The organism is Streptomyces sp. NPDC006140, assembly GCF_040628815.1.
GTDB lineage: Bacteria > Actinomycetota > Actinomycetes > Streptomycetales > Streptomycetaceae > Streptomyces.
The window spans coordinates 378,802-400,457 of record NZ_JBEXTS010000003.1 but is presented as its reverse complement, the minus strand read 5'-3'; the positions used below and the strand labels follow the sequence as shown (position 1 = coordinate 400,457).

Sequence of the window (21,656 nt, the reverse complement as noted above, 5' to 3'; positions counted from 1 at the left end):
CCGCCGGGAACGATTTTCGGCCCGTCGCGCCGGGCACGATCACCTACTGGGTCCCTCTTTCCGGCGTCCGAGCGGCGCCGTCCGCCCCCGTGCCGCCGCGCGGGACATGCGGGCGGGCCGCGAAGTGCCGGGAGTGCCGGATTCGTACGGCAGACTTGGGGCGCGAAGACCGATGTGAAGGATGGGTATGCCGATCACACCTGCCACCGCGACGCACAGCCCGTCGAACGGCGCCGCAGACGCGATTTTGCTGGAACTGGTCGACGAGGACGGCGTGACGATCGGCACCGCGGAGAAGCTCGCCGCCCACCAGCCGCCCGGCCAACTGCACCGCGCGTTCTCGGTGTTCCTCTTCGACGAGTACGGCCGGCTGCTGCTCCAGCAGCGCGCCCTGGGCAAGTACCACTCCCCCGGTGTGTGGTCCAACACCTGCTGCGGCCACCCGTACCCCGGGGAGGCGCCCTTCGCGGCGGCGGCGCGGCGGACGTTCGAGGAGCTCGGCGCCTCCCCGTCCCTGCTGGCGGAGGCGGGCACGGTCCGCTACAACCACCCCGACCCGGAGTCGGGCCTGGTGGAGCAGGAGTACAACCACCTCTTCGTCGGCATGCTGCAGGCCGTGCTGCACCCGGACCCGGAGGAGGTGGCGTCGACGGCGTTCGTGACCCCGCCGGAGCTGGCGGAGCGCCACGCCAAGGACACCTTCTCGTCCTGGTTCATGACCGTCCTGGACGCGGCCCGGCCGGCGATCAGGGAGCTGACGGGCCCGTCGGCCGGCTGGTGACGAGGGCCCGGACACCCCCTAGGAGTAGCGCGCGGGTTTGAGCGGCAGGGCGGCCCAGATCACCTTGCCGCCGCTCGCGGTGTACTCGACCTCGCAGGCGCCGCCCGCCTCGTGGGTGATCTCGCGGACGAGGAGCAGTCCGCGGCCGCCGGTCCGGCCGTGGTCGGCCTCCAGGGCCGTCGGCCGGTAGGGGTGGTTGTCCTCCACGGCCACGCGGATCCACTCGGCGCCGACGGCCACCTCGACGGCGATCGTCGGCGACAGGACGGCCGCGTGCTTCACGGCGTTCGTCACCAGTTCCGAGACGATCAGCAGCAGCCCCTGGGCCAGGTCGTCCGAGACGGGCACCCCCTGACGCAGCAGCAGGTCCCGTACGGCGTGCCGCGCCTGCGGCACCGAGGCGTCGACCGCGGGTGCGGTGAAGCGCCAGACCCCTTCGTACGGCAGCGGATCCGCGGGCCCGGGGCCGAGGGGCGCCGCGCCGCCCTCTGGGCGTGGGCCGAACCCGCGCCCGTCGTCGTCCATCGTCCGGTCGCCACCCTCGCGCTCGATTGTCGCCACACCTCGAGTGTTGGTAACGATGCGCTCCGCACCCCAGGCCTGAACAGAAGTCAGCAACTATCGAGCACTTCTGACCGTTGGCGTATGACACGGTCAGTTGTGGGACTGCTCCTGTCCCTGTTGTGCCGTCTCGGCGAACTATTCGGGTTGTACGGGTTTGACATCCGGATAGCATCCGGCGCATGGAACCGCAGGTGCAGTACAGCGTCGCCGACTCGGTGGCGACGGTCGTCATCCGCCATCCGCGGAAGCGCAACGCCATGACGGCCGCGATGTGGCGCGCCCTGCCGCCGCTGCTGGCGAAGTCGGCGGGCGATCCGGCCGTGCGGGCACTGGTGCTGACCGGTGAGGGCGGGACGTTCTGCGCCGGGGCCGACATCTCGACGCTGCGGGGCTCGCCGGAGGAGGCGCAGGGGCTGGCCGTGCGGGCCGAGGAGGCGCTCGCCGCGTTCCCGAAGCCGACCGTGGCGGCGATCCGCGGTCACTGCGTGGGCGGTGGTGCGCAGCTCGCGGCGGCCTGTGATCTGCGGTTCGCCGAGAAAGGCGCGCTGTTCGGGGTGACGCCCGCGAAGCTCGGCATCGTCTACCCGGCGTCCTCGACCCGGCGCCTGGTGTCCCTGGTGGGGCCGGCCACCGCCAAGTACCTGCTGTTCTCCGGCGAGTTGATCGACACGACGCGGGCCCTGCGCACCGGCCTCGTCGACGAGGTGCTGCCCGAGGGTGAACTCGGCAAGCGGGTCGCCGAGTTCACCCGGGTCCTGGTGTCCCGTTCGCAGCTGACGCAGGCGGCGGCCAAGGAGTTCGCGGACGGGCGCACGGACCGGGACGCGCACTGGGCCGGGCAGGCGCGCGCGAGCGGCGACACCGCGGAGGGCGTCGCCGCGTTCCTGGAGCGCAGGCAGCCGCGGTTCGGCTGGAGCGTGCCTACGTCAGGGTGAGACCGGCGTGCGACCGGAGCAGTTCGACGACGTGCGCGGGGGCCTTCTCGGGCGATCCGGCGTCGTAGGGCGGCTGCGGGTCGTACTCGGTGGCGAGCTGGACGATCTGCGCGTGGGTGTCGCCGGCGATGCGGCCGAGGAGGGTCAGTCCCATGTCGATGCCGGAGGAGACGCCGGCGGCGGTGACGTACTTGCCGTCGGTGACGACCCGCTCCCCCGTGGGCTCGGCGCCGTGGCGCCTCAGCTCCTCCAGGGCCAGCCAGTGGGAGGTGGCGCGGCGGCCCCGGAGGAGTCCGGCGGCGGCGAGCAGCAGGGAGCCGGTGCACACGGACGTCGTCCAGGTGCTGGTGGCGTCGGCGGTGCGCAGCCAGGTGAGCAGGGGCCCGTCCGCCGCCAGCGGGAGCGGGCCGGGGCCGCCGGGGACGACGATGATGTCGGGGTGCGGTACGTCGGCCAGGGCCCGGTCGGCGGTGAGCGCGAGGTTGCCCGAGTCGTTCCGCACGGGGCCGGGCTCCTCGGCGACGAAGACGGTCTCCGCGTCCGGGATCCGGCCGAGGGTCTCGTAGGGGCCGACGGCGTCGAGGGCGGTGAAGCGGTCGTAGAGGACGATGGCGATCTGCATGGGGTCCCTTCTGATCTGATCGGTGTGACGGGCTCAGGGCGTCGGCGCGGGGCGGAAGCGGCGGCGGTACTCCGCCGGGGGCGTGCCGAGGGCCTTGACGAAGGCGCGGCGCATGGCCTCCGGCGTGCCGTAGCCGCTGGCGCGGGAGATCTCCTCGACGCCGTCGGAGGTGTCCTCCAGCAGGCGGCGGGCGTGTTCGAGGCGGACGCGGTCCACGTAGCGGCCCGGCGTCATGCCGGTCTCGGCGCGGAAGGCGCGGGCGAAGTGGCGGGGTGAGAGGCGGGCGCGGGCGGCGAGGGCCGCGATGGAGAGGTCGGCGTCCGGGCGCTCGCCGATGAACCGCTGGACGTCCCGGAGGGGCTCGCGGTGTGCGGTCTGGGCCGCGAGCTGGGCGCTGAACTGCGCCTGGTTCCCGGGCCTGCGCAGGAACACCACCAGGTGCCGGGCGATGGTGAGGGCGGCGTCCCGGCCCAGGTCCTCCTCGACCAGGGCGAGGGCGAGGTCGATGCCGGCGGTGACACCGGCCGAGGTGGCGATGTGCCCGTCGCGTACGTAGACGGGGTCGGGGTCGATCTCGACGGCCGGGTGGTCGCGGGCGAGCCGGTCGCAGTAGGCCCAGTGGGTGGTGGCGCGGCGGCCGTCCAGGAGGCCCGCCGCGGCGAGCACGGCCGCGCCGGTGCACACGGAGACCAGGCGCGCGGCGCGCGGCCCGTGCTCGCGCACCCAGTCGACCAGGCGCGGGTCGGGCCGCAGACTGCCCGTCCCGCCGGGGACGAGCAGGATGTCGGGGTCGTGCGCCGTGGCGAGGGACTCGTCGGGGACGAGGGTCAGGCCGCTGGTGGTCCGCACGGGCCTGCCGTCCAGGGCGGCCGTGCGGATCCGGTACGTCCCCGGGGAGTGCAGCTCGGCGCCCGCGAAGACCTCCACGGGCCCGGTGACGTCGAGACTCTGCACGCCGTCGAAGAGCACGGCGAGAACGGTGTGCTGGGCCATGCCGTCGATTCTTCGGGAGGCCGGACGACGGCCGCAATGACGAGTTCCCCACCTTTCCTGCCATGGCCGGCACGACCATAGAGGGCATACCAAGCGGTTGGTAACGTGCCCGTCATGACGACTGCCGCCCTCGAGCCGCGCGCCGGCCGACGCTGCCACAACGTGCTCAACTCCCTGCACTCCACGCACTACTTCTCGCCCGACCTGGGACGCGAACTGGGTGCTGCCGGGGTCACCGACCCCCGGGCCGTGAATTTCGCCGTGCGCGCCGCCGCCCTCGGGCCGGTCGGAGCCGGGGTGGTCGCGGCGGCCTTCTACAACTACAAGTACGAGCTGGTCGCCCGGCACGTGCCGGCGGTCTGGGAGAGCGCCACGCCCGGCCGGGTGCTGGCGGCACGCGCGCGTGCGGTCGACGCGACGCTGCGCCGGCTGCTGGGCGAGGAGGCCGTGGCGTCGGCGGAGATGGCCGAGGCCGCGCGGCTCGCGCTGCGCGCCGCCGAGGCCTGTTCCCGTGAGGCGCGGCCGCTGTACGCCGCCCACGCCGACCTGCCCGTCCCCGAGGAGCCGCACCTCGCGTACTGGCACGCGGCGACCCTGCTGCGCGAGCACCGGGGCGACGGGCACCTGACCGCTCTGGTGTCCGCGGGGCTGGACGGGCTGGAAGCGCTGGTGACCCACACGGCGACGGGCAAGGGCATGACACCGAAGTGGGTGTTCGGCACCCGGGGCTGGACCCAGGAGGAGTGGGACGCGGCGAGGGACCGCCTGCGTGAGCGCGGGCTGCTGGACGCGGCCGGCGAGCTCACCGAGCGCGGCGCCGCCCTGCGCCAGGAGATCGAGCAGGAGACGGACCGCCTGGACCGGGCCCCCTACGAACACCTGGGTGCGGAGGGCGTGGCCCGGCTGACCGAGCTGGGCGGGGCGTTCGCGCGCGCGGCGCTCGGGGCGGGGGCGTTCCCGGCGGATCTCATCGGCAAGGGCTGAGGGCGCTTCCAGGGCCGCCCCGAGGACCACTCCGCTTCCGTTCGGGCATTGCCGGGCACATGTGTTCGGCCGTGACGCATGGTGAGGCGTCGGTGAGGTACCCGGTCTCTCCCGGCCGGTGCGGTCGGGAGAGGAAAGGGGAATTACGTGTTCCGTGCTATCGCAGACGTGCTGCGCCAGATCGGCGGGGCCATCGCCACCGTCGTGACGCTGCCTTTCCGGGCCCTGGCCCGGCTCTTCGGCGGGGCCTCGTCCTCCACCCGCAGCCGCAGGGCCTGACCCGGCCGCCGACCTGCCGCGTGCCGCCCTGATCCCCGAGTGTCGGTGTCACCTGCCACAATTGCCGCGCAACCTCAGTGGAGAAGGCGGTACGGGATCGTGACGACACCCGGGTCCAACGGGTCCATCAGCGTAGGGTCCATCGAAGGCAGGATCGCCGAGGAGCTCGGCGTACGGGAGCGGCAGGTCAGGGCTGCCGTGGAACTGCTCGACGGCGGTTCTACGGTGCCCTTCATCGCCCGCTACCGCAAGGAAGCGACCGAGATGCTCGACGACGCGCAGCTGCGCACGGTCGAGGAGCGGCTGCGCTACCTGCGGGAGCTGGAGGAGCGGCGCGCCGCGATCCTGGAGTCGGTGCGCGAGCAGGGCAAGCTCACCGACGAGCTTCAGGCGCGGATCCGGGGCGCCGAGACGAAGGCGCGTCTGGAGGACATCTACCTCCCGTACAAGCCCAAGCGGCGCACGAAGGCGCAGATCGCGCGCGAGGCGGGTCTGGAGCCGCTGGCGGAGGGGCTGCTCGCCGATCCGGGTGTCGAGCCCCTCGCCGCGGCCGCAGCGTTCGTCGACGCGGACAAGGGCGTGGCCGATCCGCAGGCCGCCCTCGACGGCGCCCGGGCGATTCTCACCGAGCGGTTCGCGGAGGACGCCGACCTGATCGGCGAGCTGCGTGAGCGCATGTGGGTGCGCGGGCGGCTGGCCGCCAAGGTGCGGGAGGGCAAGGAGGAGGCGGGCGCCAAGTTCGCCGACTACTTCGACTTCGCCGAGCCGTTCACGGAGCTGCCCTCGCACCGCGTCCTCGCGATGCTGCGCGGCGAGAAGGAGGAGGTCCTCGACCTCGTCCTGGAGCCCGAGGAGCCGACGGACGGCCCGTCGTCGTACGAGGGGATCGTCGCCAACCGGTTCGGGATCGCCGACCGGGGCCGCCCCGCCGACAAGTGGCTGACCGACACGGTCCGCTGGGCGTGGCGCACCCGCATCCTCGTCCACCTGGGCATCGACCTCAGGCTGCGGCTGCGCACGGCCGCCGAGGACGAGGCGGTGCGGGTCTTCGCGGCGAACCTGCGCGACCTGCTGCTCGCCGCCCCGGCGGGCACGCGCGCGACGCTCGGCCTGGACCCCGGTTTCCGTACGGGCGTGAAGGTCGCCGTGGTGGACGCGACCGGCAAGGTCGTCGCCACGGACGTCATCCACCCGCACGTCCCGGCCAACCGGTGGGACGAGGCCATCGCCAAGCTGGCCCGGCTGGCGAAGGAGCACGCGGTCGAGCTGATCGCCATCGGCAACGGCACGGCCTCGCGCGAGACCGACAAGCTCGCCGGGGAACTGATCGCCAAGCACCCGGAGTTGAACCTCACGAAGGTGATGGTGTCCGAGGCCGGCGCGTCGGTGTACTCGGCGTCCGCGTTCGCCTCGCAGGAGCTGCCCGACATGGACGTGTCGCTGCGCGGCGCCGTGTCGATCGCCCGCCGCCTCCAGGACCCGCTGGCCGAGCTGGTGAAGATCGACCCGAAGTCGATCGGCGTCGGCCAGTACCAGCACGACCTGTCCGAGGTGAAGCTGTCGCGCTCGCTGGACGCCGTGGTGGAGGACTGTGTGAACGGCGTGGGCGTGGACGTCAACACGGCGTCGGCGCCGCTGCTCGCCCGGGTCTCCGGCATCACCTCCGGGCTCGCCGAGAACATCGTGGCGCACCGGGACGCGAACGGGCCGTTCAAGTCCCGCAGCGAGCTGAAGAAGGTGGCGCGCCTCGGCCCGAAGGCTTACGAGCAGTGCGCGGGCTTCCTGCGGATCCGCGGCGGTGACGACCCGCTGGACGCGTCCAGTGTGCACCCGGAGGCGTACCCGGTGGTCCGGCGCATGGTGAAGACCGCCGGGCAGGAGGTCGCCGGCCTCATCGGCAACACGGCGGTGCTGCGTTCGCTGAAGCCGCAGGAGTTCGTGGACGAGACCTTCGGTCTGCCGACCGTCACCGACATCCTCAAGGAGCTGGAGAAGCCCGGTCGCGACCCGCGTCCGGCCTTCAAGACGGCCGCCTTCAAGGAGGGCGTCGAGAAGATCTCCGACCTGTCGTCCGGGATGGTCCTGGAGGGGGTCGTGACGAACGTGGCCGCGTTCGGGGCGTTCGTGGACGTCGGTGTCCACCAGGACGGACTGGTGCACGTGTCCGCGATGTCGAAGACGTTCGTCAAGGACCCGCGGGACGTGGTCAAGCCCGGCGACATCGTCAAGGTGAAGGTCCTCGACGTCGACATCCCGCGCAAGCGGATCTCGCTGACGCTGCGGCTGGACGACGAGGCGGCCCCGCAGGGCGGCGACGGCTCCGGCGAGCGCCGGCAGCGGGGTGGGAGGCCGCCGCAGCAGCGGCAGGGTGGCCGTGCCGGCGGCGCCGGTCGCGGCGGTTCGCGGCAGGCGCCTCCGCCCGCCAACGGTGCGATGGCGGACGCGTTGCGCCGCGCGGGCCTGGTCGATCCCAAGAACGGCAAGCGTTGACGGTTCGGCTGGAGGGAGCTGCGAGTCCGTCGTGGCTGGTCGCGCCCACGCGGCGGTAGCCGCACATCGACCAAGCCCCGCGTCCCTGAAAGGGGAGCTTCGCTCCCCTTCAGAACTAAAGTGGGCGATATGTCTACGTCACGTGTCCTCACCTGGGAAGTGTCCGCCAGCCGGGGATTCGAGACCGCCTGGGCCCAGGTGGGCGACGGTGTGCTGCGGGCGCGCGGGCGGGCCGTCGGGACCGATCCGGAGCCCTACTGGGTCACGTACGACCTCGACACGGGCGACGGGTTGGTCACCCGTCGGCTGCGCGTGACGGTCGAGTCCGGCGCCGGCAGCCGCACGCTGGATCTGCGGCACGACGGCGGAGGCGCATGGACCGTGGACGGCGAGCGGCTGCCGGCCGTCGACGGAGCCCTCGACTGCGATCTCGGGCTGTCTCCGCTGACCAACAGCATGCCGGTGCTGCGGCACGGGCTGCATCGCGGGCCGGGCGAGGTGGAATTGCTGATGGCCTGGGTGTCCGTGCCGGACCTGACGGTGCGGCCGTCGTGGCAGACGTACACGCATCTCCGGCCCGGGCGGGTCCGGTACGCCTCCGGTGACTTCCACAGCGACCTGGAGTTCGACGGGGAGGGGTTCGTCGTCGACTACCCCTCCCTCGCCAGGCGTCTGGCGGCTGTCTAGCGCTCGGTCACCTTGCCGTCCGCCACCTCCAGGCGACGCGTCACGTGCACGGCGTCCAGCATGCGGCGGTCGTGGGTGACCAGCAGGAGGGTGCCCTCGTAGGCGTCGAGGGCCGACTCCAGCTGTTCGATGGCGGGCAGGTCGAGGTGGTTGGTGGGCTCGTCGAGGACCAGGAGGTTGACGCCCCGGCCCTGGAGCAGCGCCAGGGCCGCTCTGGTGCGCTCGCCCGGGGAGAGGGTCGCCGCGGGGCGCAGGACGTGGTCCGTCTTGAGGCCGAACTTGGCCAGGAGGGTGCGCACCTCGACCGGCTCGGTGTCGGGGACGGCCGCGCGGAACGCGTCGAGCAGGGACTCCTCGCCGTGGAACAGCTTGCGGGCCTGGTCGACCTCGCCGAGCAGGACGCCCGAGCCGAGCGCGGCGTGCCCGGCGTCGAGCGGGACGCGGCCGAGCAGGGCGGCGAGCAGCGTGGACTTGCCCGCGCCGTTCGCGCCGGTCACCGCCACCCGGTCCGCCCAGTCGATCTGGAGGGAGACCGGGCCGAGGACGAAGCCGCCGCGGCGCACCTCGGCATCGCGCAGGGTCGCGACGACGGCGCCCGAGCGCGGGGCCGACGCGATCTCCATGCGCAGTTCCCACTCCTTGCGGGGCTCCTCGACGACGTCGAGGCGCTCGATCATGCGCTGGGTCTGGCGGGCCTTCGCGGCCTGCTTCTCGCTGGCCTCGCTGCGGAACTTGCGGCCGATCTTGTCATTGTCGCCGCCCGCCTTGCGGCGCGCGTTCTTCACGCCCTTGTCCATCCAGGAGCGCTGCATCTGCGCGCGGTCCTGGAGGGCCGCCTTCTTGTCGGCGTACTCCTCGTACTCGTCGCGGGCGTGCCGGCGGGCGACGTCCCGCTCCTCCAGGTACGCCTCGTAGCCGCCGCCGTAGAGGGTGATCTGCTGCTGGGCGAGGTCGAGTTCGAGGACCTTGGTGACGGTGCGGGTGAGGAACTCGCGGTCGTGGCTGACGACGACCGTGCCGGCGCGCAGGCCGCTCACGAAGCGTTCGAGGCGCTCCAGGCCGTCCAGGTCGAGGTCGTTGGTCGGCTCGTCCAGGAGGAAGACGTCGTAGCGGGACAGCAGCAGGGAGGCGAGGCCGGCGCGGGCGGCCTGGCCGCCGGACAGGGACGTCATCGGCTGGTCCAGGCCCACCGCGAGGCCGAGGGAGTCGGCGACCTCCTCGGCCCGTTCGTCGAGGTCGGCGCCGCCGAGGCCGAGCCAGCGCTCCAGGCTCGTGGCGTAGGCGTCGTCGGCGCCGGGGGTTCCGTCGACCAGGGCCTGGGTCGCCTCGTCCATGAGCCGCTGGGCCTCGGCGACGCCCGTGCGGCGGGCGAGGAACGCCCGTACGGTCTCTCCCGGCCGGCGCTCCGGCTCCTGCGGGAGGTGGCCGACGGTGGCGGCCGGCGGGGACAGGCGCAGTTCGCCCTGCTCGGGCGCGGTGAGTCCGGCGAGCATTCGCAGCAGGGTGGACTTGCCCGCGCCGTTGGCTCCGACCAGGCCGATCACGTCGCCGGGCGCGACGACGAGGTCGAGCCCGGTGAACAGGGAGCGGTCGCCGTGGCCGGCGGCGAGGTTCTTGGCGACGAGGGTGGCAGTCATCAGAGCGCCGATCCTAGTGGGCCGCTCCCTGGGCGACGGCGGTCACCAGGACACTTCCGGAGGTGCGGGCCACGAGGAAGGACTGCCCCTTGACGGCCTTGGTGTCCAGGGCGATGCGGTGGCGGCCGGGTTCCAGGACGCCGTCGAAGAGTTCGTGGGCGTGGGTGCGGGAGAGCCGGTCGAGGCGGTAGGCGGTGAGGGTGACCCGGCAGGCGGAGGTGACCTCGACGTCGGCTCCGCCGTCGGTGGCGGTCAGGGCGGTGAGGCGGCGTTGTCCGGCCGGGCTGCGGTCCAGGGCGTGTTCGATCTGGGCGACGAGGAGCGGCACGATCGGGGCGAGGCCGTCGACGTAGGCGACCGGGACCCGGGCGCGTTCGAAGGCGCGGCGGACGGCGGCACGTTCCTGCTCGGCGATCCCCCGGCCGAAGGCGACGGCGCCGTAGCCGCGCAGTTCGTCGGCGGGCACTCCGTCGGCGTCGTGGGCGATGTCGGCGCCGACGCCGATGGTGCGTAACGCCGCGGCGAGCTTGGCCAGGACGGCGACGCGGGCGCCGATCAGCAGGACGCGGGGGCGGGTGTCGGGGGCGGAGCCGTTGAGCAGGGCGCTGAGGGCCGCCCGGTACTCGGCGCCGCGGAAGCGGAAGGGGCCGATGCCGTGGTAGCCGTTGCGCTCCAGGTCGGCGTGGTCGTCGGTCTGCCAGGCGAAGTCCCGCCAGACGAAGTCCTCGCCGTCCCGCAGGATGACCGCGGTGACGGCCCCGCAGGCCAGGTCCTCGCACTCGGGGCAGCCGTAGACGACGTACCGGCCGCCGGGCAGCGGCGCCGGGCTCTCCAGGAGCAGGCTGCGGACCTGCGCGGTGAAGATGGCGGGCGGTACGTCGGCGGCGAGCGGGGAGACCGCGTCGAGGTCGGAGAGCCGGAACAGCAGCGGGCGCCCGTCGACGATGAAGTCGACGAAGTCCCGGTGGACCTGGTAGCCACCGTCGGTGAGGACTCCGCCGGCCCGCATCGCGGGTGCCAGGCCGAAGGTCGTGTACGCGGCACACATGCTGTGAGTATCCCCACACTGCGCGTGATGTGAGCACGGCATGACACATTCCGCTACGGTCCGGGCCATGGCACGTGAGCTGAGTGACGAGATCGTGGTGGTCGGTGGCGGGGTCGTGGGGCTGACGACCGGCGTCGTTCTCGCCGAGAGCGGGCGCCGGGTGCGGGTCTGGACGCGGGACGCCGTCGAGGCGACCACCTCCGCCGTTGCCGGTGCGCTGTGGTGGCCGTACCGGATCGAGCCGGTCGCGCTGGCGCGTACCTGGGCGCTGCGGTCGCTGGAGGTGTACGAGGAGCTGGCGGCGGGGAGCGAGCCGGCCGGCGTACGCATGGTCGAAGGGGTAATGGGTGACACCCGGCTCGACGAGGTCGACGGGTGGCTGGCGGGGCGGGTGCCGGGGCTGCGGGCGGCCACGGCCGGCGAGGGCCCGGGGACGGGCATCCGCGCGCGGCTGCCGCTCATCGACATGCCGGCTCATCTGCCGTGGCTGCGGGAGCGGTTCGTCGCGGCGGGCGGGGTCGTCGAGACGCGTACGGTGACCTCCCTGACGGAGGCCGACGCGCCCGTGGTGGTCAACTGCACGGGGCTCGCCGCGCGGGAGCTGGTGCCGGATCCGTCCGTACGGCCCGTGCGCGGGCAGTTGGTCGTGGTGGAGAACCCCGGGATCGACACCTGGCTGGTCGCCGCGGACGAGGCCGGGGAACACACGTACATGTTCCCGCAGCCGGGCGGGCTCGTCCTCGGCGGTACGACCGAGGAGGACGCGTGGTCCCTGGAGCCCGACCCCGCGACGGCCGAGGCGATCGTCCGGCGCTGCGCGGCGCTGCGGCCGGAGGTGGCCGGGGCGCGGGTGCTGGAGCACCGGGTCGGGCTGCGGCCGACCCGGCCGGCGGTCCGCCTGGAACGCGAAGCCCTGCCGGACGGACGGCTGCTGGTCCACAACTACGGCCATGGCGGCGGGGGCGTGACGGTGGCGTGGGGCTGCGCGGAGGAGGCGGCCCGGCTGGTCACCGGCTGAGCACAGACGAAGCGGACCGGCTGGTCACCGGCTGAGCACAGACGAAGCGGACCGGCTGGTCACCGGCTGAGTGCGGGAGGCGTGGCCCGGCCGGTCATCGGCTGTGGTTCCCGTCGGCCGAGGGCGACCGGGGCCGGGCCGCCAGGACCGGGCGACCCGGCTGAAGGCGCCCGGGTCGCTCGATCGTCTCCGGTCGCCTCCAGTCCTCTCCGTCCTCTCCGTCCTCTCCGTCCTCTCCGTCAGTGTTTGCCGATCGGGTCGCCTTCCACGTCCGGGCCGCGGCCCGGGCCCACGCGGAACTGGAACTCGCCGTCGTACTTCTTGTGGCCCTCGATGACGGCCAGTTCGACGGCCTCGGAGCCCATCTGCTCGCGCACGATGACCGGGTCGCGGCGCAGGTCGCGCATGAGGGCGACGCACATGAAGGTCATCACGACGACGAACGGCGCCGCCGCGAGGATCGTGAGGTTCTGCAGGCCCGTCAGGGCGTCGCCCTGCCCGCTGCCCACCATGAGCATGATCGCGGCGACCGCGCCGGTGACCACGCCCCAGAACACCACGACCAGCCGGCCCGGTTCGAGCGCGCCCTTCTGCGACAGCGTGCCCATCACGATCGAGGCCGCGTCCGCGCCCGAGACGAAGAAGATGCCGACCAGGACCATCACGAGCAGGCTGGTCACGGTGGCGATCGGGAACTGCTGGAGCACGCCGAAGAGCTGGCCCTCCGGGGTCGCCTCCTTGCCGAGCCGCCCCTGCTCCTGCATCTTCATCGCCGAGCCGCCGAAGATCGCGAACCAGATCAGGCTGACCGTGCTGGGCACGAGGATGACACCGCCGACGAACTGCCGGATGGTGCGGCCCCGGCTGATCCGGGCGATGAACATGCCGACGAAGGGCGTCCAGGAGATCCACCACGCCCAGTAGAAGACGGTCCAGCTGCCCAGCCAGTCCGCGACACCCTTGCCGCCGCTGGCCTCGGTGCGCCCGGCCAGCTGGGGCAGGTCGCCGAGGTAGGCGAAGACGGACGTGGGCAGCAGGTCGAGCACGATGATGGTCGGGCCCGCGACGAACACGAACAGGGCGAGCACCAGCGCCAGCACCATGTTGGTGTTGGACAGCCACTGGATGCCCTTCTCCACGCCCGACACCGCGGACGCGACGAAGGCCAGGGTCAGCACCGCGATGATCGCGACGAGCAGCCCGGTGCTCACCTTGTCCATCCAGTTCAGCTCCTGCACACCGGAGCCGATCTGCAGCGCGCCGAGCCCCAGAGAGGCGGCGGACCCGAAGACGGTCGCGACGATCGCGAGGATGTCGATGACCCGGCCGGCGGCGCCGTTCGCGTTCTTCTTGCCGATGAGCGGGGTGAACACGGCGCTGATGGTCTGCCGGCGCCGCCTGCGGAAGGTGCTGTAGGCGATGGCGAGGCCCACCACGGCGTAGATCGCCCAGGGGTGGAGCGTCCAGTGGAACAGGGTGGTGGCCATGGCCGTCTCCATGCGATCGCCGGAGTCGGCCGGGTTCGTACCCGGCGGGGGCGCGCCGTAGTGCGACAGCGGCTCGCTCACGCCGTAGAACATCAGGCCGATGCCCATGCCGGCGCTGAACATCATGGCGACCCAGGAGACCGTGCGGAACTCCGGCTCCTCGCCCTCCGCGCCCAGGTGGATACGGCCGTAGCGGCTGATCGCGAGCCACAGAGCGAAGACGACGAAGCCGGAGGCGGCGAGCATGAACGCCCAGCCGCCGTTGTGCATCAGACCGCTGAGCATGCTGGTGGAGACGTCTTCGAGCGAGTCGGTCGCCGCGGCGCCCCAGACCACGAAGGCGAGGGTGAGCACCGCTGTGACGCCGAAGACGATGCGGTCGGTCTGCGGCCGGGTCTGGCCCGGCAGGCCCGCTTCCGACCCCGGCAGCGCGGCTCCCTCGGGGGAGTCCTTGTCGCTTGGTCGTTCTTGCGTCACAGGCGGCACCTTTCATCGGGGACTGCGAGAAGGATCGATTCCTCGTAACGCTGCTACCACGTGTGGCGGATTTTCACCCCCCTCAGCACGTGGTTTCGTGTGCACCTCCTGTGAGGTGGTACTCGGCCCGGTCGTCGAGCAGCAGGGGGACGAGCGCCCGCAGGGACTGGCGCACGGGGACGAGCACGCCCTCGGCGTCCTTGCGTACGCGCACGCCGTGCAGGGCGAGTTCGTCGCCCACCTCGGCGTACTGGGCGGCCGTGAGCCGGTAGCCGCAGGGTGGGTTCGTGATGGTTTCCGCCGGTTCGGGCGGGTCGTTGTCGGCGCCGCCGACGTAGACCGGGCCGGTGGCGGCGTACCCGGTGAGCCGGGCCCGGTCCGTGGCCGCCTCGATCTTGCCGCGGCGCTCATCGGCGTAGCCGAACAAACCCTTCAGAGCGGCCAGTTGGGAACTCACCCGGCGCCGGTTGTTCAGTGCCTCGTCCGCCTTCTCGGCGTCGGTGAGCGGGTCGACGCGGCTCTCGATGAGCAGGCCGACGGAGTGTTTCACACCGGACATATTGCGCAAAATGCGCTCTTGTCCGTCTCCGGCGACCTGTTTGACCGGCTCGCCGGTGACCGGGTCGGTCCAGATGCCGTAGGTGCCGGTCGAGTGGCCGGCCCGGTGCGCGGCCGGCCGGACGTACGCCTCGGACAGCGTCCGCGCCTCCTCGTGGACCGCGTCGTGCGTGTTGAGGTTGCGCGGCCAGAGGTCGAACAGGGCCTTGTCGTAGTACGGGGGTGTGGCGCCGTACTCGTGCAGGTCGTAGACGATGTCGGGCCGGTGGTCGCGAAGGACGGCGGCGAGGGCGCGGCCCTCCGCGGTCCGCAGGGCGAGGTGGTCGCGGTTGATGTCGACGCCGTCGCTGTTGCCGCGCGTGTTCGCCGCCCGGCCGTCGGGGTTGGCGGTGGGCACGACGAGGACCGTGGTGCGGTCCAGGAAACGCCGGGTGCGGCTGTCGCGGGCGTGGGCGAGGTCGCGGATCGTGGTCAGGCATGCCTCGCGGCCGGAGGGCTCGTCGCCGTGCTGGGTGCAGACGAGCAGCACCGTGCCGGTGTTCGGCCGGGTGCCGATCCGGACGAGCTGGAGCTGCCGGCCCTGCTTCGTCGTGCCGATACGGGTCAGGGAGACGCGGCTGCTCGACCGGTCGACGGCCTTGAGGAAGTCCTGTTCCTCGGGCTGGGTGGTCCAGCGGGCGCCGTCGCTCTCCTCGAAGCCGGTGCGGGGCGGCGGGCCGGTGGTCGTGGCCCGCGCCGGGACGGCGACCAGGGATCCGGCGAGCGCGGCGGCGGCCAGGATCAGAGCGCGGACGCGGATCACCGGCTTCCCTCCGGGACGCGGTGAGTCGTGCGCGGTTCCCGTACGCCGTCCAGGATGCCGGCGTCGGGCGTGGCGTACGCGGCGCCCGCGGTGGCGCGCGCGAAGGCGGTGGCGCCGCCGACGAACGGCACCCGCGCCGAGGTGCGGGAGAGGTCGAGCGTGAGCTTCGGGCGGTCGGCGGGAGGGTCGATGAGGTCCTTGTCGGTGCCCGCGACGATCAGTGCCAGGCGGTGGCCCTTGGGCACGACGTGGTCGGTGGCCGCCAGGTCGAGGGTGATCGTGTACCGCTTGCCCGGGGTGAGCGGGGCGCCCTTGAGGTCCGAGGCGTGGTTGCCGAGGTCGGCCCAGCCGCGGCTGACGACCGTGTAGTCGACGTCGGCGGTCTTCGCCTTCGTCTCCTTGAAGCAGGAGCTGTCGCCGGGGGTGCTCGGGCCCCAGCAGGTGCGGTCGGGGAGGGTGGTGATGCCTTCGTCGGCGTCGGCGTAGTCGCGGATGGTGGTGGGGCCGACGTCCACGAGGACGGCGGAGAGGTGGGCCGTCGGGGTGGAGGGCGTGGCGGTGACGGTGACCTCGGAGGAGCCGGACAGGCGCAGGTCGCGGGTGAGCGGCCCGGTGACGAACCCGGCCTTCTCCGCTGTCGACGTGTCGATCTGCGCGGCCCAGTCGGTCTCGCTGCGCGCCGGGTCGTCGGTGAAGGTCTCGGTGCCGTGGCCGCGGTGCAGGCCGAGGGTGCCGACGCCGGCCTGGGTGCCCCGGTCGGGGCGCAGGGTGGCGGCGCGGGTGCCGCTGGGCGGCCAGGTCCGGGAGGTGTCCCACTGGTCGGGCCGGCGTTCGATGTCGGCCATGGGCTCGCGGTCGATGCCGTTGTCGTAGCCCATGAGTTCGTGGTCGAACCAGCGGTGCAGGGTGTCGACCCATTCCGCGCGCCGGAAGTCGAAGGGGTCGACGTGGCCGGTCTGGGAGAGCCAGATCTTGCGTTCGACGCCGTTCTTCGCGAGGGCGTCCCACCACTGGCCGACGTGCTTCATGCGGACGTTGAGGTCCTGCATGCCGTGGATCAGGAAGACGCTGGCCCGGACCTTGCGCGCGGCCTTCACGTAGTCGCGCTCGGTCCACAGCGGGGTCCAGTCGCCGGTGCGCGGGGCGCCGTCGACGAGCTTGTGCTGGACGGGACCGCACTGGGCGCGGGCGTCGGGGCTGTTGACGTAGTTCGAGAGCCAGTCGGGGCCGGAGTCGTAGAGCGGGGCGCCCTGCTGGAAGTAGTAGTCGTACCAGGAGGAGATGGCGCTGATGGGGACGATGGTCTCCAGGCCCTTGACGCCGGTGGCGGCGACGCCGTTGGCGATGGTGCCGTCCCAGCTCTTGCCGATCATGCCGGTGCGGCCGTTGGTCCAGCCGGCCTGGGCGCGGGTGGTGCCGGTGCGGGTGGTGTAGGCCTTGGCGCGGCCGTTCAGCCAGTCGACGACGGCCTTCGCGGACTGGATGTCGGAGCGGCCGCCGACGTCGACGCAGCCGTCCGAGCGATTGGTTCCGGCCAGGTCGACGCCGACGAAGGCGTAGCCGCGCGGCACGAAGTAGTTGTCGTAGAACAGCGGCATCTGGACGACGTCGCCGTTCGCGTCGTACGTCTTCTTCTGGCTCTCGTTGCCGCGCCCGCAGCAGGAGTAGTACGGGCTGGCGTCCATGATGACGGGGATCTTCCGGCCCTGGCGGGCGGGTTCGCGGGGGCGGACGATGTCGACGGCGACCCGGTCGGCCTTTCCGTCGCCGTCACCGTCGAGTCCGGTGTCCACCCAGACGGCCTCGCGGATGGCCTTCTCGTACGAGTAGACGGGTTCGCTCCCGCGTGGTGCGGCCTGTGCGGCCACCGGGGTGAGCAGGGTGGCCATCAGGGCGGCCGTGGCCGCCGTCGCGAGCGGTCTCCAGGTCGTGAAGCGCGTGCGTTTCGGCATGCGCCGGACGCTACATCGGTGAACTCCTGTTCAGAAGAGGGCAACTGACGGACCGGCGTGTCCTGAATCGGCTGAGGGGCCGGGAGTCTCATGTCGGCCGAATGGCGATCGTGTGACAGCAGGGGCCATGGACATGACCAGAGACACAGGGAGTGAATAGGCTCCGGACAGACTTCGGCACCTACGACTTGGAGCCTTGCGTGCACCGCAGAATCATCGCGCCGGGAGCCCTGGCAGCGGCCGTCCTCCTGCTGGCGATCCCGGCATCGGCCGCTCCCCACTCCCCTGGCGCGCCGGGTATCGGCGACCCCTACTACCCGGCCTACGGCAACGGCGGATACGACGTCTCCCACTACGACCTGAGGCTGAAGTATCAGCCGGCGACGGACGAGCTGGAGGGCACGGCGACCCTGGTGGCCCGCACCACGCAGGACCTGTCCAGCTTCAACCTGGACTTCCTGCTGGACGTCAGCGAGGTGCGCGTGAACGGGGCCGAGGCGTCGTTCACGACCTCGGGCGAGCACGAGCTGGAGGTGACGCCGAAGACGCCGCTGGCCAAGGGCACGCCGATCACGGTCGTCGTGCGCTACCGCGGGGTGCCGTCCTCGAAGCAGGCCTACGGCTTCACCAGCTGGCACCGCACCCCGGACGGCGGCGTCGCGGCGAACGAGCCGGAGGCCGCGGCGTGGTGGTTCCCCAGCAACGACCACCCGCTCGACAAGGCCACCTACGACGTGTCCGTGCTGGTCCCGGACGGCACCCAGGCGATCTCCAACGGCACGCTCCAGTCGACGAGTTCACGGCTCGGCTGGACCCGGTGGAACTGGCGCTCCAACAAGCCGCAGACCACCTACCTGGCCACGCTGGCGGTGGGTAAGTTCGACATCACGACCGGCAGGACCGAGAGCGGCATCCCGGTCGTCAACGCCTACAGCAAGGACCTGGGCGACCACGCCGGCGCGGCCCGCGCGAGCATCGAGCGCAGCGGGGAGATCGTGGACTGGCTGAGCGAGTACTTCGGGCCGTACCCCTACAACGCGCTCGGCGGATACGTGCCGAACACAACGACCGGGTACGCGCTGGAGACCCAGACCCGGCCGTTCTACAGCCCGCGGCAGTTCGCGAACGGGTCGAACGTGTCCCTCGTCGTCCACGAGCTGGCCCACCAGTGGTACGGGGACGAGGTGTCCCTGAAGCGCTGGAAGGACATCTGGATCAACGAGGGGTTCGCGCGGTACGCGCAGTGGCTGTGGTCCGAGCACGAGGGCGAGGGCACGGCGCAGGAACTCGCCGACTACGTGTACGCCTCGCACCCCGCCGACGACCCGTTCTGGACGGTGAAGCCCGGCGATCCGGGCCCTGACAACCAGTTCCACATCGCGGTCTACGACCGGGGCGCCTTGGCGGTGCAGGCGCTGCGGAACGAGATCGGCGACGAGGCGTTCTTCGCCGTCCTCAAGGGCTGGCCCCAGAAGTACGCCCACGGCAACGCGTCGGTCGCCGACTTCCAGCGGTACGCCGAGGAGGTCTCCGGCAAGCCCCTGGCCGCCCTGTTCGACACGTGGTTGTTCCAGCCGTCGAAGCCGGGGGCGCCGGCGGCTCGGGCCGCGGCGGTGGCGAAGGCCGGGGAGCAGGGGACGGTGCCGCAGCCGAAGTCATGGAAGAAGATCGCGGCGACCAACGGGGTGCACGGGCACGGGGAGCGTGGACACGAGGGGCATGAGCACGAGGGGCATGACCACGAGGGGCATGAGCACTGAGACGGTCCGTCCCGGTCGGCGCCCGGGGGCGCGTAGGACGGTGTCGCCTCACGCACCCCGCCCGGTCGGGCGGTAGCCCGGCCTGCTGAACGCCGCCGCGCGGCTTACGGTGGGCCCATACGCACCGGCGTATGGGCCCGGCGGCGTGGACAGGCGGCCGACGGAGGAGCCGGACGTGCGGAACGTGGCGATCATCGAGGCACCGTCCATGCTCGGGCTGCGGCCGACCGGCGTGGAGGAGCTACCGGAGGCGCTGCTCGGGGCCGGGCTGGCCGAGGCGCTCGACGCGGAGGTCGCGGGCCGGGTCGAGCCGCCCCCGTACGACCCGGAGCGCGACCCGGACACCGGGGTCCTCAACCCGGGCGGTATCGCCGCCTACTCCGCCGCCCTGGCCGACGCCGTGGGCGGTGTCCTCGACGACGGCCGGTTCCCCGTCGTGCTCGGCGGCGACTGCAGTGTGCTGCTCGGCAACCTGCTCGCGCTGCGCCGCCGGGACCGGCACGGTCTGCTGTTCCTCGACGGGCACACCGACTTCTACCAGCCCTCGGCGGAGCCGGCCGGGGAGGTGGCCTCCATGGAACTCGCCCTGGCCACCGGGCGCGGGCCGCGCGTGCTGGCCGACCTGGAGGGCCGGGGCCCGCTCGTGCGGGACGAGGACGTCGTCGCCCTGGGGTTCCGGGACGCGGAGGAGTCCGCGGCGTACGGCATGCAGCCGCTGCCGGAGGCGCTGCACGCGATGGAACTGCACACCGTCCGGGCCCTGGGCGCGACCGAGGCGGCCCGGCGCGCGGTCGGGCTGCTGACCGGGGACGGCGCGGGCGCCGGGTACTGGATCCACCTCGACGTCGACGTCCTGGACGACGCGCTCATGCCCGCCGTCGACTACCGGCAGCCGGACGGCCTGACCTGGCAGGAGCTGGAGACCGTCCTGCGCACGGCTCTGTCCGACGGCGGGGCCGTCGGCCTCGACGTGGCGATCTTCAACCCCCGCCTGGACCCCGACGGCACGATCACGCGGCGCCTCGCCGACTGCCTGGCCGGGGCCTTCGACCGCGGGGACTGAGCCCGCGGTGGGGCCACCGGCCGTGGCCCCGGGCCGCTACTTCGTCAGCCGTGACAGCTCCTGGTCCGCCGTCTGCGACACCCGGCGGCGGACGCCGAACCAGCCCGCGACCAGCATGACCGCGATCAGCGGGATGAGCAGGAGCGTCTTGCGGCCGACCTCGGGGTCGTTCCACATCATGCCGAGGCAGGCCAGCAGGAAGGCGATCGTGGTGATCTCCGCGACCGGGCTGCCGGGCAGGCGGAAGGAGGGCCGGGCGACCAGGCCCGCCTTGGCGCGGCGGACGAAGACCAGGTGGCAGATCATGATGATCACCCAGGTGCTGATGATGCCGAGGGAGGCCACGTTCAGCACGATCTCGAAGGCCTGGGCCGGCACCAGGTAGTTCAGGCCGACGCCGAGCACGCACACCGCGCAGGTCAGCAGGATGCCGCCGTAGGGGACCTGGCTGCGGTTCATGCGGGCGGTGAACTTCGGGGCCGAGCCCGCCATCGCCATGGAGCGGAGGATCCGGCCCGTGGAGTACAGGCCCGAGTTCAGCGACGACATGGCGGCCGTGAGGACCACCAGGTTCATCACGTCGCCCGCCGCGGGGACGCCGATCTTCGACAGGACCGTGACGAAGGGGCTCTCGTCGGCGGAGTAGACCGAACCGGGGAGCAGGAGGGCCAGCAGGACGACCGAGCCCACGTAGAACAGGCCGACCCGCCACATGATCGAGTTCACCGCGCGCGGCACGACCTTCTCCGGCTCGGCGGTCTCGCCCGCGGCGACACCGACCAGCTCCAGCGCGGCATAGGCGAAGATCACGCCCTGCATGACGAGGACGACGGGCATCATGCCGTGCGGGAAGACGCCGCCGTTGTCCGTGATCACGCTCACGCCGGGCGTCTGGCCGCCCACCTCGTGCTGCGTGGCGAGCAGGAAGATGCCGATGAGCATGAAGCCGACGAGCGTGGCGACCTTGATGATCGCGAACCAGAACTCCATCTCGCCGAAGATCTTCACCGAGATCAGGTTCACGGCCAGCACCACCGCGAGGGCGGCCAGCGCGAGCACCCACTGCGGGATGTCGGTGAACATGCTCCAGTAGTGCGTGTAGAGCGCGATCGCGGTGATGTCGGCGATGCCGGTGGTCGACCAGTTCAGGAAGTACATCCAGCCGGCGACGTAGGCGCCCTTCTCACCGAGGAACTCGCGCGCGTACGACACGAAGGAACCCGACGAGGGGCGGTAGAGCACCAGCTCGCCGAGGGCCCTGACCACGAAGAAGGCGAAGATGCCGCAGACCAGGTAGGCGATCGCCAGGGCCGGGCCCGCGTTGTGGAGGCGGCCTCCGGCGCCCAGGAAGAGTCCGGTGCCGATCGCGCCGCCGATGGCGATCATGTTGACGTGGCGGGCCTTGAGGTCCTTGCTGTAGCCGGCGTCGCCCGCGTCCGCGGGCACCTGGGCCGCATCGGTACGCGGCGTGGCCGCAGCCGTGTTCACGGCGTCCTTGCTCACGGGTGGTTCCACTCTC

18 protein-coding genes are annotated in these 21,656 nt (G+C 72.3%); 9 read left to right on the top strand and 9 right to left on the bottom strand.

The features are described 5' to 3' along the window. Nucleotides 1-187 precede the first annotated feature (187 nt). Complete coding sequence (gene idi / locus ABZ386_RS11240) at nucleotides 188-781, top strand: isopentenyl-diphosphate Delta-isomerase (RefSeq protein WP_351333798.1); 594 nt, start codon at nucleotides 188-190, stop codon at nucleotides 779-781. An 18-nt stretch (nucleotides 782-799) separates the two neighbouring features. Here idi and ABZ386_RS11235 read toward each other — a convergent pair whose 3' ends face one another. Continuing rightward, nucleotides 800-1,306, bottom strand: a complete 507-nt coding sequence (locus ABZ386_RS11235) for an ATP-binding protein (protein WP_351334222.1) — start codon at nucleotides 1,304-1,306, stop codon at nucleotides 800-802. Between the two features lie 218 nt (nucleotides 1,307-1,524). Between ABZ386_RS11235 and ABZ386_RS11230 the strand changes: the two genes are divergently transcribed. Next, nucleotides 1,525-2,280, top strand: a complete 756-nt coding sequence (locus ABZ386_RS11230; RefSeq protein ID WP_358964628.1) for an enoyl-CoA hydratase/isomerase family protein — start codon at nucleotides 1,525-1,527, stop codon at nucleotides 2,278-2,280. On the opposite strand, the gene ABZ386_RS11225 is transcribed toward ABZ386_RS11230, so the two are convergent. Beyond that, complete coding sequence (locus ABZ386_RS11225) at nucleotides 2,267-2,902, bottom strand: DJ-1/PfpI family protein (protein ID WP_351333803.1); 636 nt, start codon at nucleotides 2,900-2,902, stop codon at nucleotides 2,267-2,269. The genes ABZ386_RS11230 and ABZ386_RS11225 overlap by 14 nt on opposite strands. 33 nt (nucleotides 2,903-2,935) lie before the next feature. Continuing rightward, nucleotides 2,936-3,895 (bottom strand): DJ-1/PfpI family protein, encoded by a 960-nt coding sequence (locus ABZ386_RS11220; protein WP_351333806.1) that lies wholly within the window; start codon nucleotides 3,893-3,895, stop codon nucleotides 2,936-2,938. Between the two features lie 114 nt (nucleotides 3,896-4,009). Here ABZ386_RS11220 and ABZ386_RS11215 point away from each other — a divergent pair, with 114 nt between their 5' ends. The 4 genes from ABZ386_RS11215 to ABZ386_RS11200 all read left to right on the top strand — a co-directional run bounded on the left by ABZ386_RS11215 (nucleotide 4,010) and on the right by ABZ386_RS11200 (nucleotide 8,335). Further along, nucleotides 4,010-4,879, top strand: a complete 870-nt coding sequence (locus ABZ386_RS11215) for a hypothetical protein (RefSeq protein ID WP_358964627.1) — start codon at nucleotides 4,010-4,012, stop codon at nucleotides 4,877-4,879. A 147-nt stretch (nucleotides 4,880-5,026) separates the two neighbouring features. Continuing rightward, the gene (locus ABZ386_RS11210; RefSeq protein ID WP_252100478.1) at nucleotides 5,027-5,158 is read left to right on the top strand and encodes an LPFR motif small protein; all 132 of its coding nucleotides are present in this window, start codon (nucleotides 5,027-5,029) and stop codon (nucleotides 5,156-5,158) included. A gap of 99 nt (nucleotides 5,159-5,257) precedes the next feature. Then, nucleotides 5,258-7,648 (top strand): Tex family protein, encoded by a 2,391-nt coding sequence (locus tag ABZ386_RS11205; protein ID WP_356501733.1) that lies wholly within the window; start codon nucleotides 5,258-5,260, stop codon nucleotides 7,646-7,648. Between the two features lie 129 nt (nucleotides 7,649-7,777). Beyond that, nucleotides 7,778-8,335 carry a putative glycolipid-binding domain-containing protein gene (locus tag ABZ386_RS11200; protein WP_351333815.1) on the top strand — a complete coding sequence of 186 codons (558 nt, stop codon included), beginning with the start codon at nucleotides 7,778-7,780 and terminating at the stop codon, nucleotides 8,333-8,335. Here the strand turns inward: ABZ386_RS11200 and ABZ386_RS11195 are convergent. Further along, nucleotides 8,332-9,972, bottom strand: coding sequence for an ABC-F family ATP-binding cassette domain-containing protein (locus ABZ386_RS11195; RefSeq protein WP_358964626.1), 1,641 nt, complete (start codon nucleotides 9,970-9,972; stop codon nucleotides 8,332-8,334). The genes ABZ386_RS11200 and ABZ386_RS11195 overlap by 4 nt on opposite strands. Before the next feature lie 13 nt (nucleotides 9,973-9,985). Further along, the gene (locus ABZ386_RS11190) at nucleotides 9,986-11,020 is read right to left on the bottom strand and encodes an oxidoreductase (protein WP_356616694.1); all 1,035 of its coding nucleotides are present in this window, start codon (nucleotides 11,018-11,020) and stop codon (nucleotides 9,986-9,988) included. Nucleotides 11,021-11,087: 67 nt separating this feature from the next. Here ABZ386_RS11190 and ABZ386_RS11185 point away from each other — a divergent pair, with 67 nt between their 5' ends. Next, entirely contained in the window at nucleotides 11,088-12,038 is a 951-nt protein-coding gene (locus ABZ386_RS11185) for an FAD-dependent oxidoreductase (RefSeq protein ID WP_358964625.1), read from the top strand. Between the two features lie 239 nt (nucleotides 12,039-12,277). On the opposite strand, the gene ABZ386_RS11180 is transcribed toward ABZ386_RS11185, so the two are convergent. The 3 genes from ABZ386_RS11180 to ABZ386_RS11170 all read right to left on the bottom strand — a co-directional run bounded on the left by ABZ386_RS11180 (nucleotide 12,278) and on the right by ABZ386_RS11170 (nucleotide 17,314). Then, a complete protein-coding gene (locus ABZ386_RS11180) occupies nucleotides 12,278-14,002 on the bottom strand; it encodes a BCCT family transporter (protein ID WP_355727555.1) in 1,725 nt (574 codons plus the stop codon). Nucleotides 14,003-14,084: 82 nt separating this feature from the next. Further along, the gene (locus ABZ386_RS11175; protein ID WP_356616692.1) at nucleotides 14,085-15,362 is read right to left on the bottom strand and encodes a M14 family metallocarboxypeptidase; all 1,278 of its coding nucleotides are present in this window, start codon (nucleotides 15,360-15,362) and stop codon (nucleotides 14,085-14,087) included. Continuing rightward, nucleotides 15,359-17,314, bottom strand: coding sequence for a Xaa-Pro dipeptidyl-peptidase (locus ABZ386_RS11170; RefSeq protein WP_358964624.1), 1,956 nt, complete (start codon nucleotides 17,312-17,314; stop codon nucleotides 15,359-15,361). The genes ABZ386_RS11175 and ABZ386_RS11170 overlap by 4 nt, the downstream gene beginning before the upstream one ends. Before the next feature lie 200 nt (nucleotides 17,315-17,514). Here ABZ386_RS11170 and ABZ386_RS11165 point away from each other — a divergent pair, with 200 nt between their 5' ends. Together ABZ386_RS11165 and ABZ386_RS11160 are read left to right on the top strand one after the other, a co-directional pair. Further along, nucleotides 17,515-19,074 (top strand): M1 family metallopeptidase, encoded by a 1,560-nt coding sequence (locus tag ABZ386_RS11165; RefSeq protein ID WP_351333837.1) that lies wholly within the window; start codon nucleotides 17,515-17,517, stop codon nucleotides 19,072-19,074. 175 nt (nucleotides 19,075-19,249) lie between these two features. Continuing rightward, a complete protein-coding gene (locus tag ABZ386_RS11160; RefSeq protein ID WP_358964623.1) occupies nucleotides 19,250-20,137 on the top strand; it encodes an arginase family protein in 888 nt (295 codons plus the stop codon). 36 nt (nucleotides 20,138-20,173) lie between these two features. Here the strand turns inward: ABZ386_RS11160 and ABZ386_RS11155 are convergent, their stop codons facing one another. Beyond that, nucleotides 20,174-21,640 (bottom strand): amino acid permease, encoded by a 1,467-nt coding sequence (locus ABZ386_RS11155; RefSeq protein ID WP_358964622.1) that lies wholly within the window; start codon nucleotides 21,638-21,640, stop codon nucleotides 20,174-20,176. Nucleotides 21,641-21,656: the final 16 nt, after the last annotated feature.

Bases quoted from the DNA above. Each gene is read 5' to 3' on its own strand.
- ABZ386_RS11220 (WP_351333806.1), bottom strand. From the start codon at position 3,895: ATGGCCCAGCACACCGTTCTCGCCGTGCTCTTCGACGGCGTGCAGAGT.
- ABZ386_RS11215 (WP_358964627.1), top strand. From the start codon at position 4,010: ATGACGACTGCCGCCCTCGAGCCGCGCGCCGGCCGACGCTGCCACAAC.
- ABZ386_RS11185 (WP_358964625.1), top strand. From the start codon at position 11,088: ATGGCACGTGAGCTGAGTGACGAGATCGTGGTGGTCGGTGGCGGGGTC.
- ABZ386_RS11195 (WP_358964626.1), bottom strand. From the start codon at position 9,972: ATGACTGCCACCCTCGTCGCCAAGAACCTCGCCGCCGGCCACGGCGAC.
- ABZ386_RS11235 (WP_351334222.1), bottom strand. From the start codon at position 1,306: ATGGACGACGACGGGCGCGGGTTCGGCCCACGCCCAGAGGGCGGCGCG.
- idi (WP_351333798.1), top strand. From the start codon at position 188: ATGCCGATCACACCTGCCACCGCGACGCACAGCCCGTCGAACGGCGCC.
- ABZ386_RS11230 (WP_358964628.1), top strand. From the start codon at position 1,525: ATGGAACCGCAGGTGCAGTACAGCGTCGCCGACTCGGTGGCGACGGTC.
- ABZ386_RS11190 (WP_356616694.1), bottom strand. From the start codon at position 11,020: ATGTGTGCCGCGTACACGACCTTCGGCCTGGCACCCGCGATGCGGGCC.
- ABZ386_RS11225 (WP_351333803.1), bottom strand. From the start codon at position 2,902: ATGCAGATCGCCATCGTCCTCTACGACCGCTTCACCGCCCTCGACGCC.
- ABZ386_RS11200 (WP_351333815.1), top strand. From the start codon at position 7,778: ATGTCTACGTCACGTGTCCTCACCTGGGAAGTGTCCGCCAGCCGGGGA.
- ABZ386_RS11170 (WP_358964624.1), bottom strand. From the start codon at position 17,314: ATGCCGAAACGCACGCGCTTCACGACCTGGAGACCGCTCGCGACGGCG.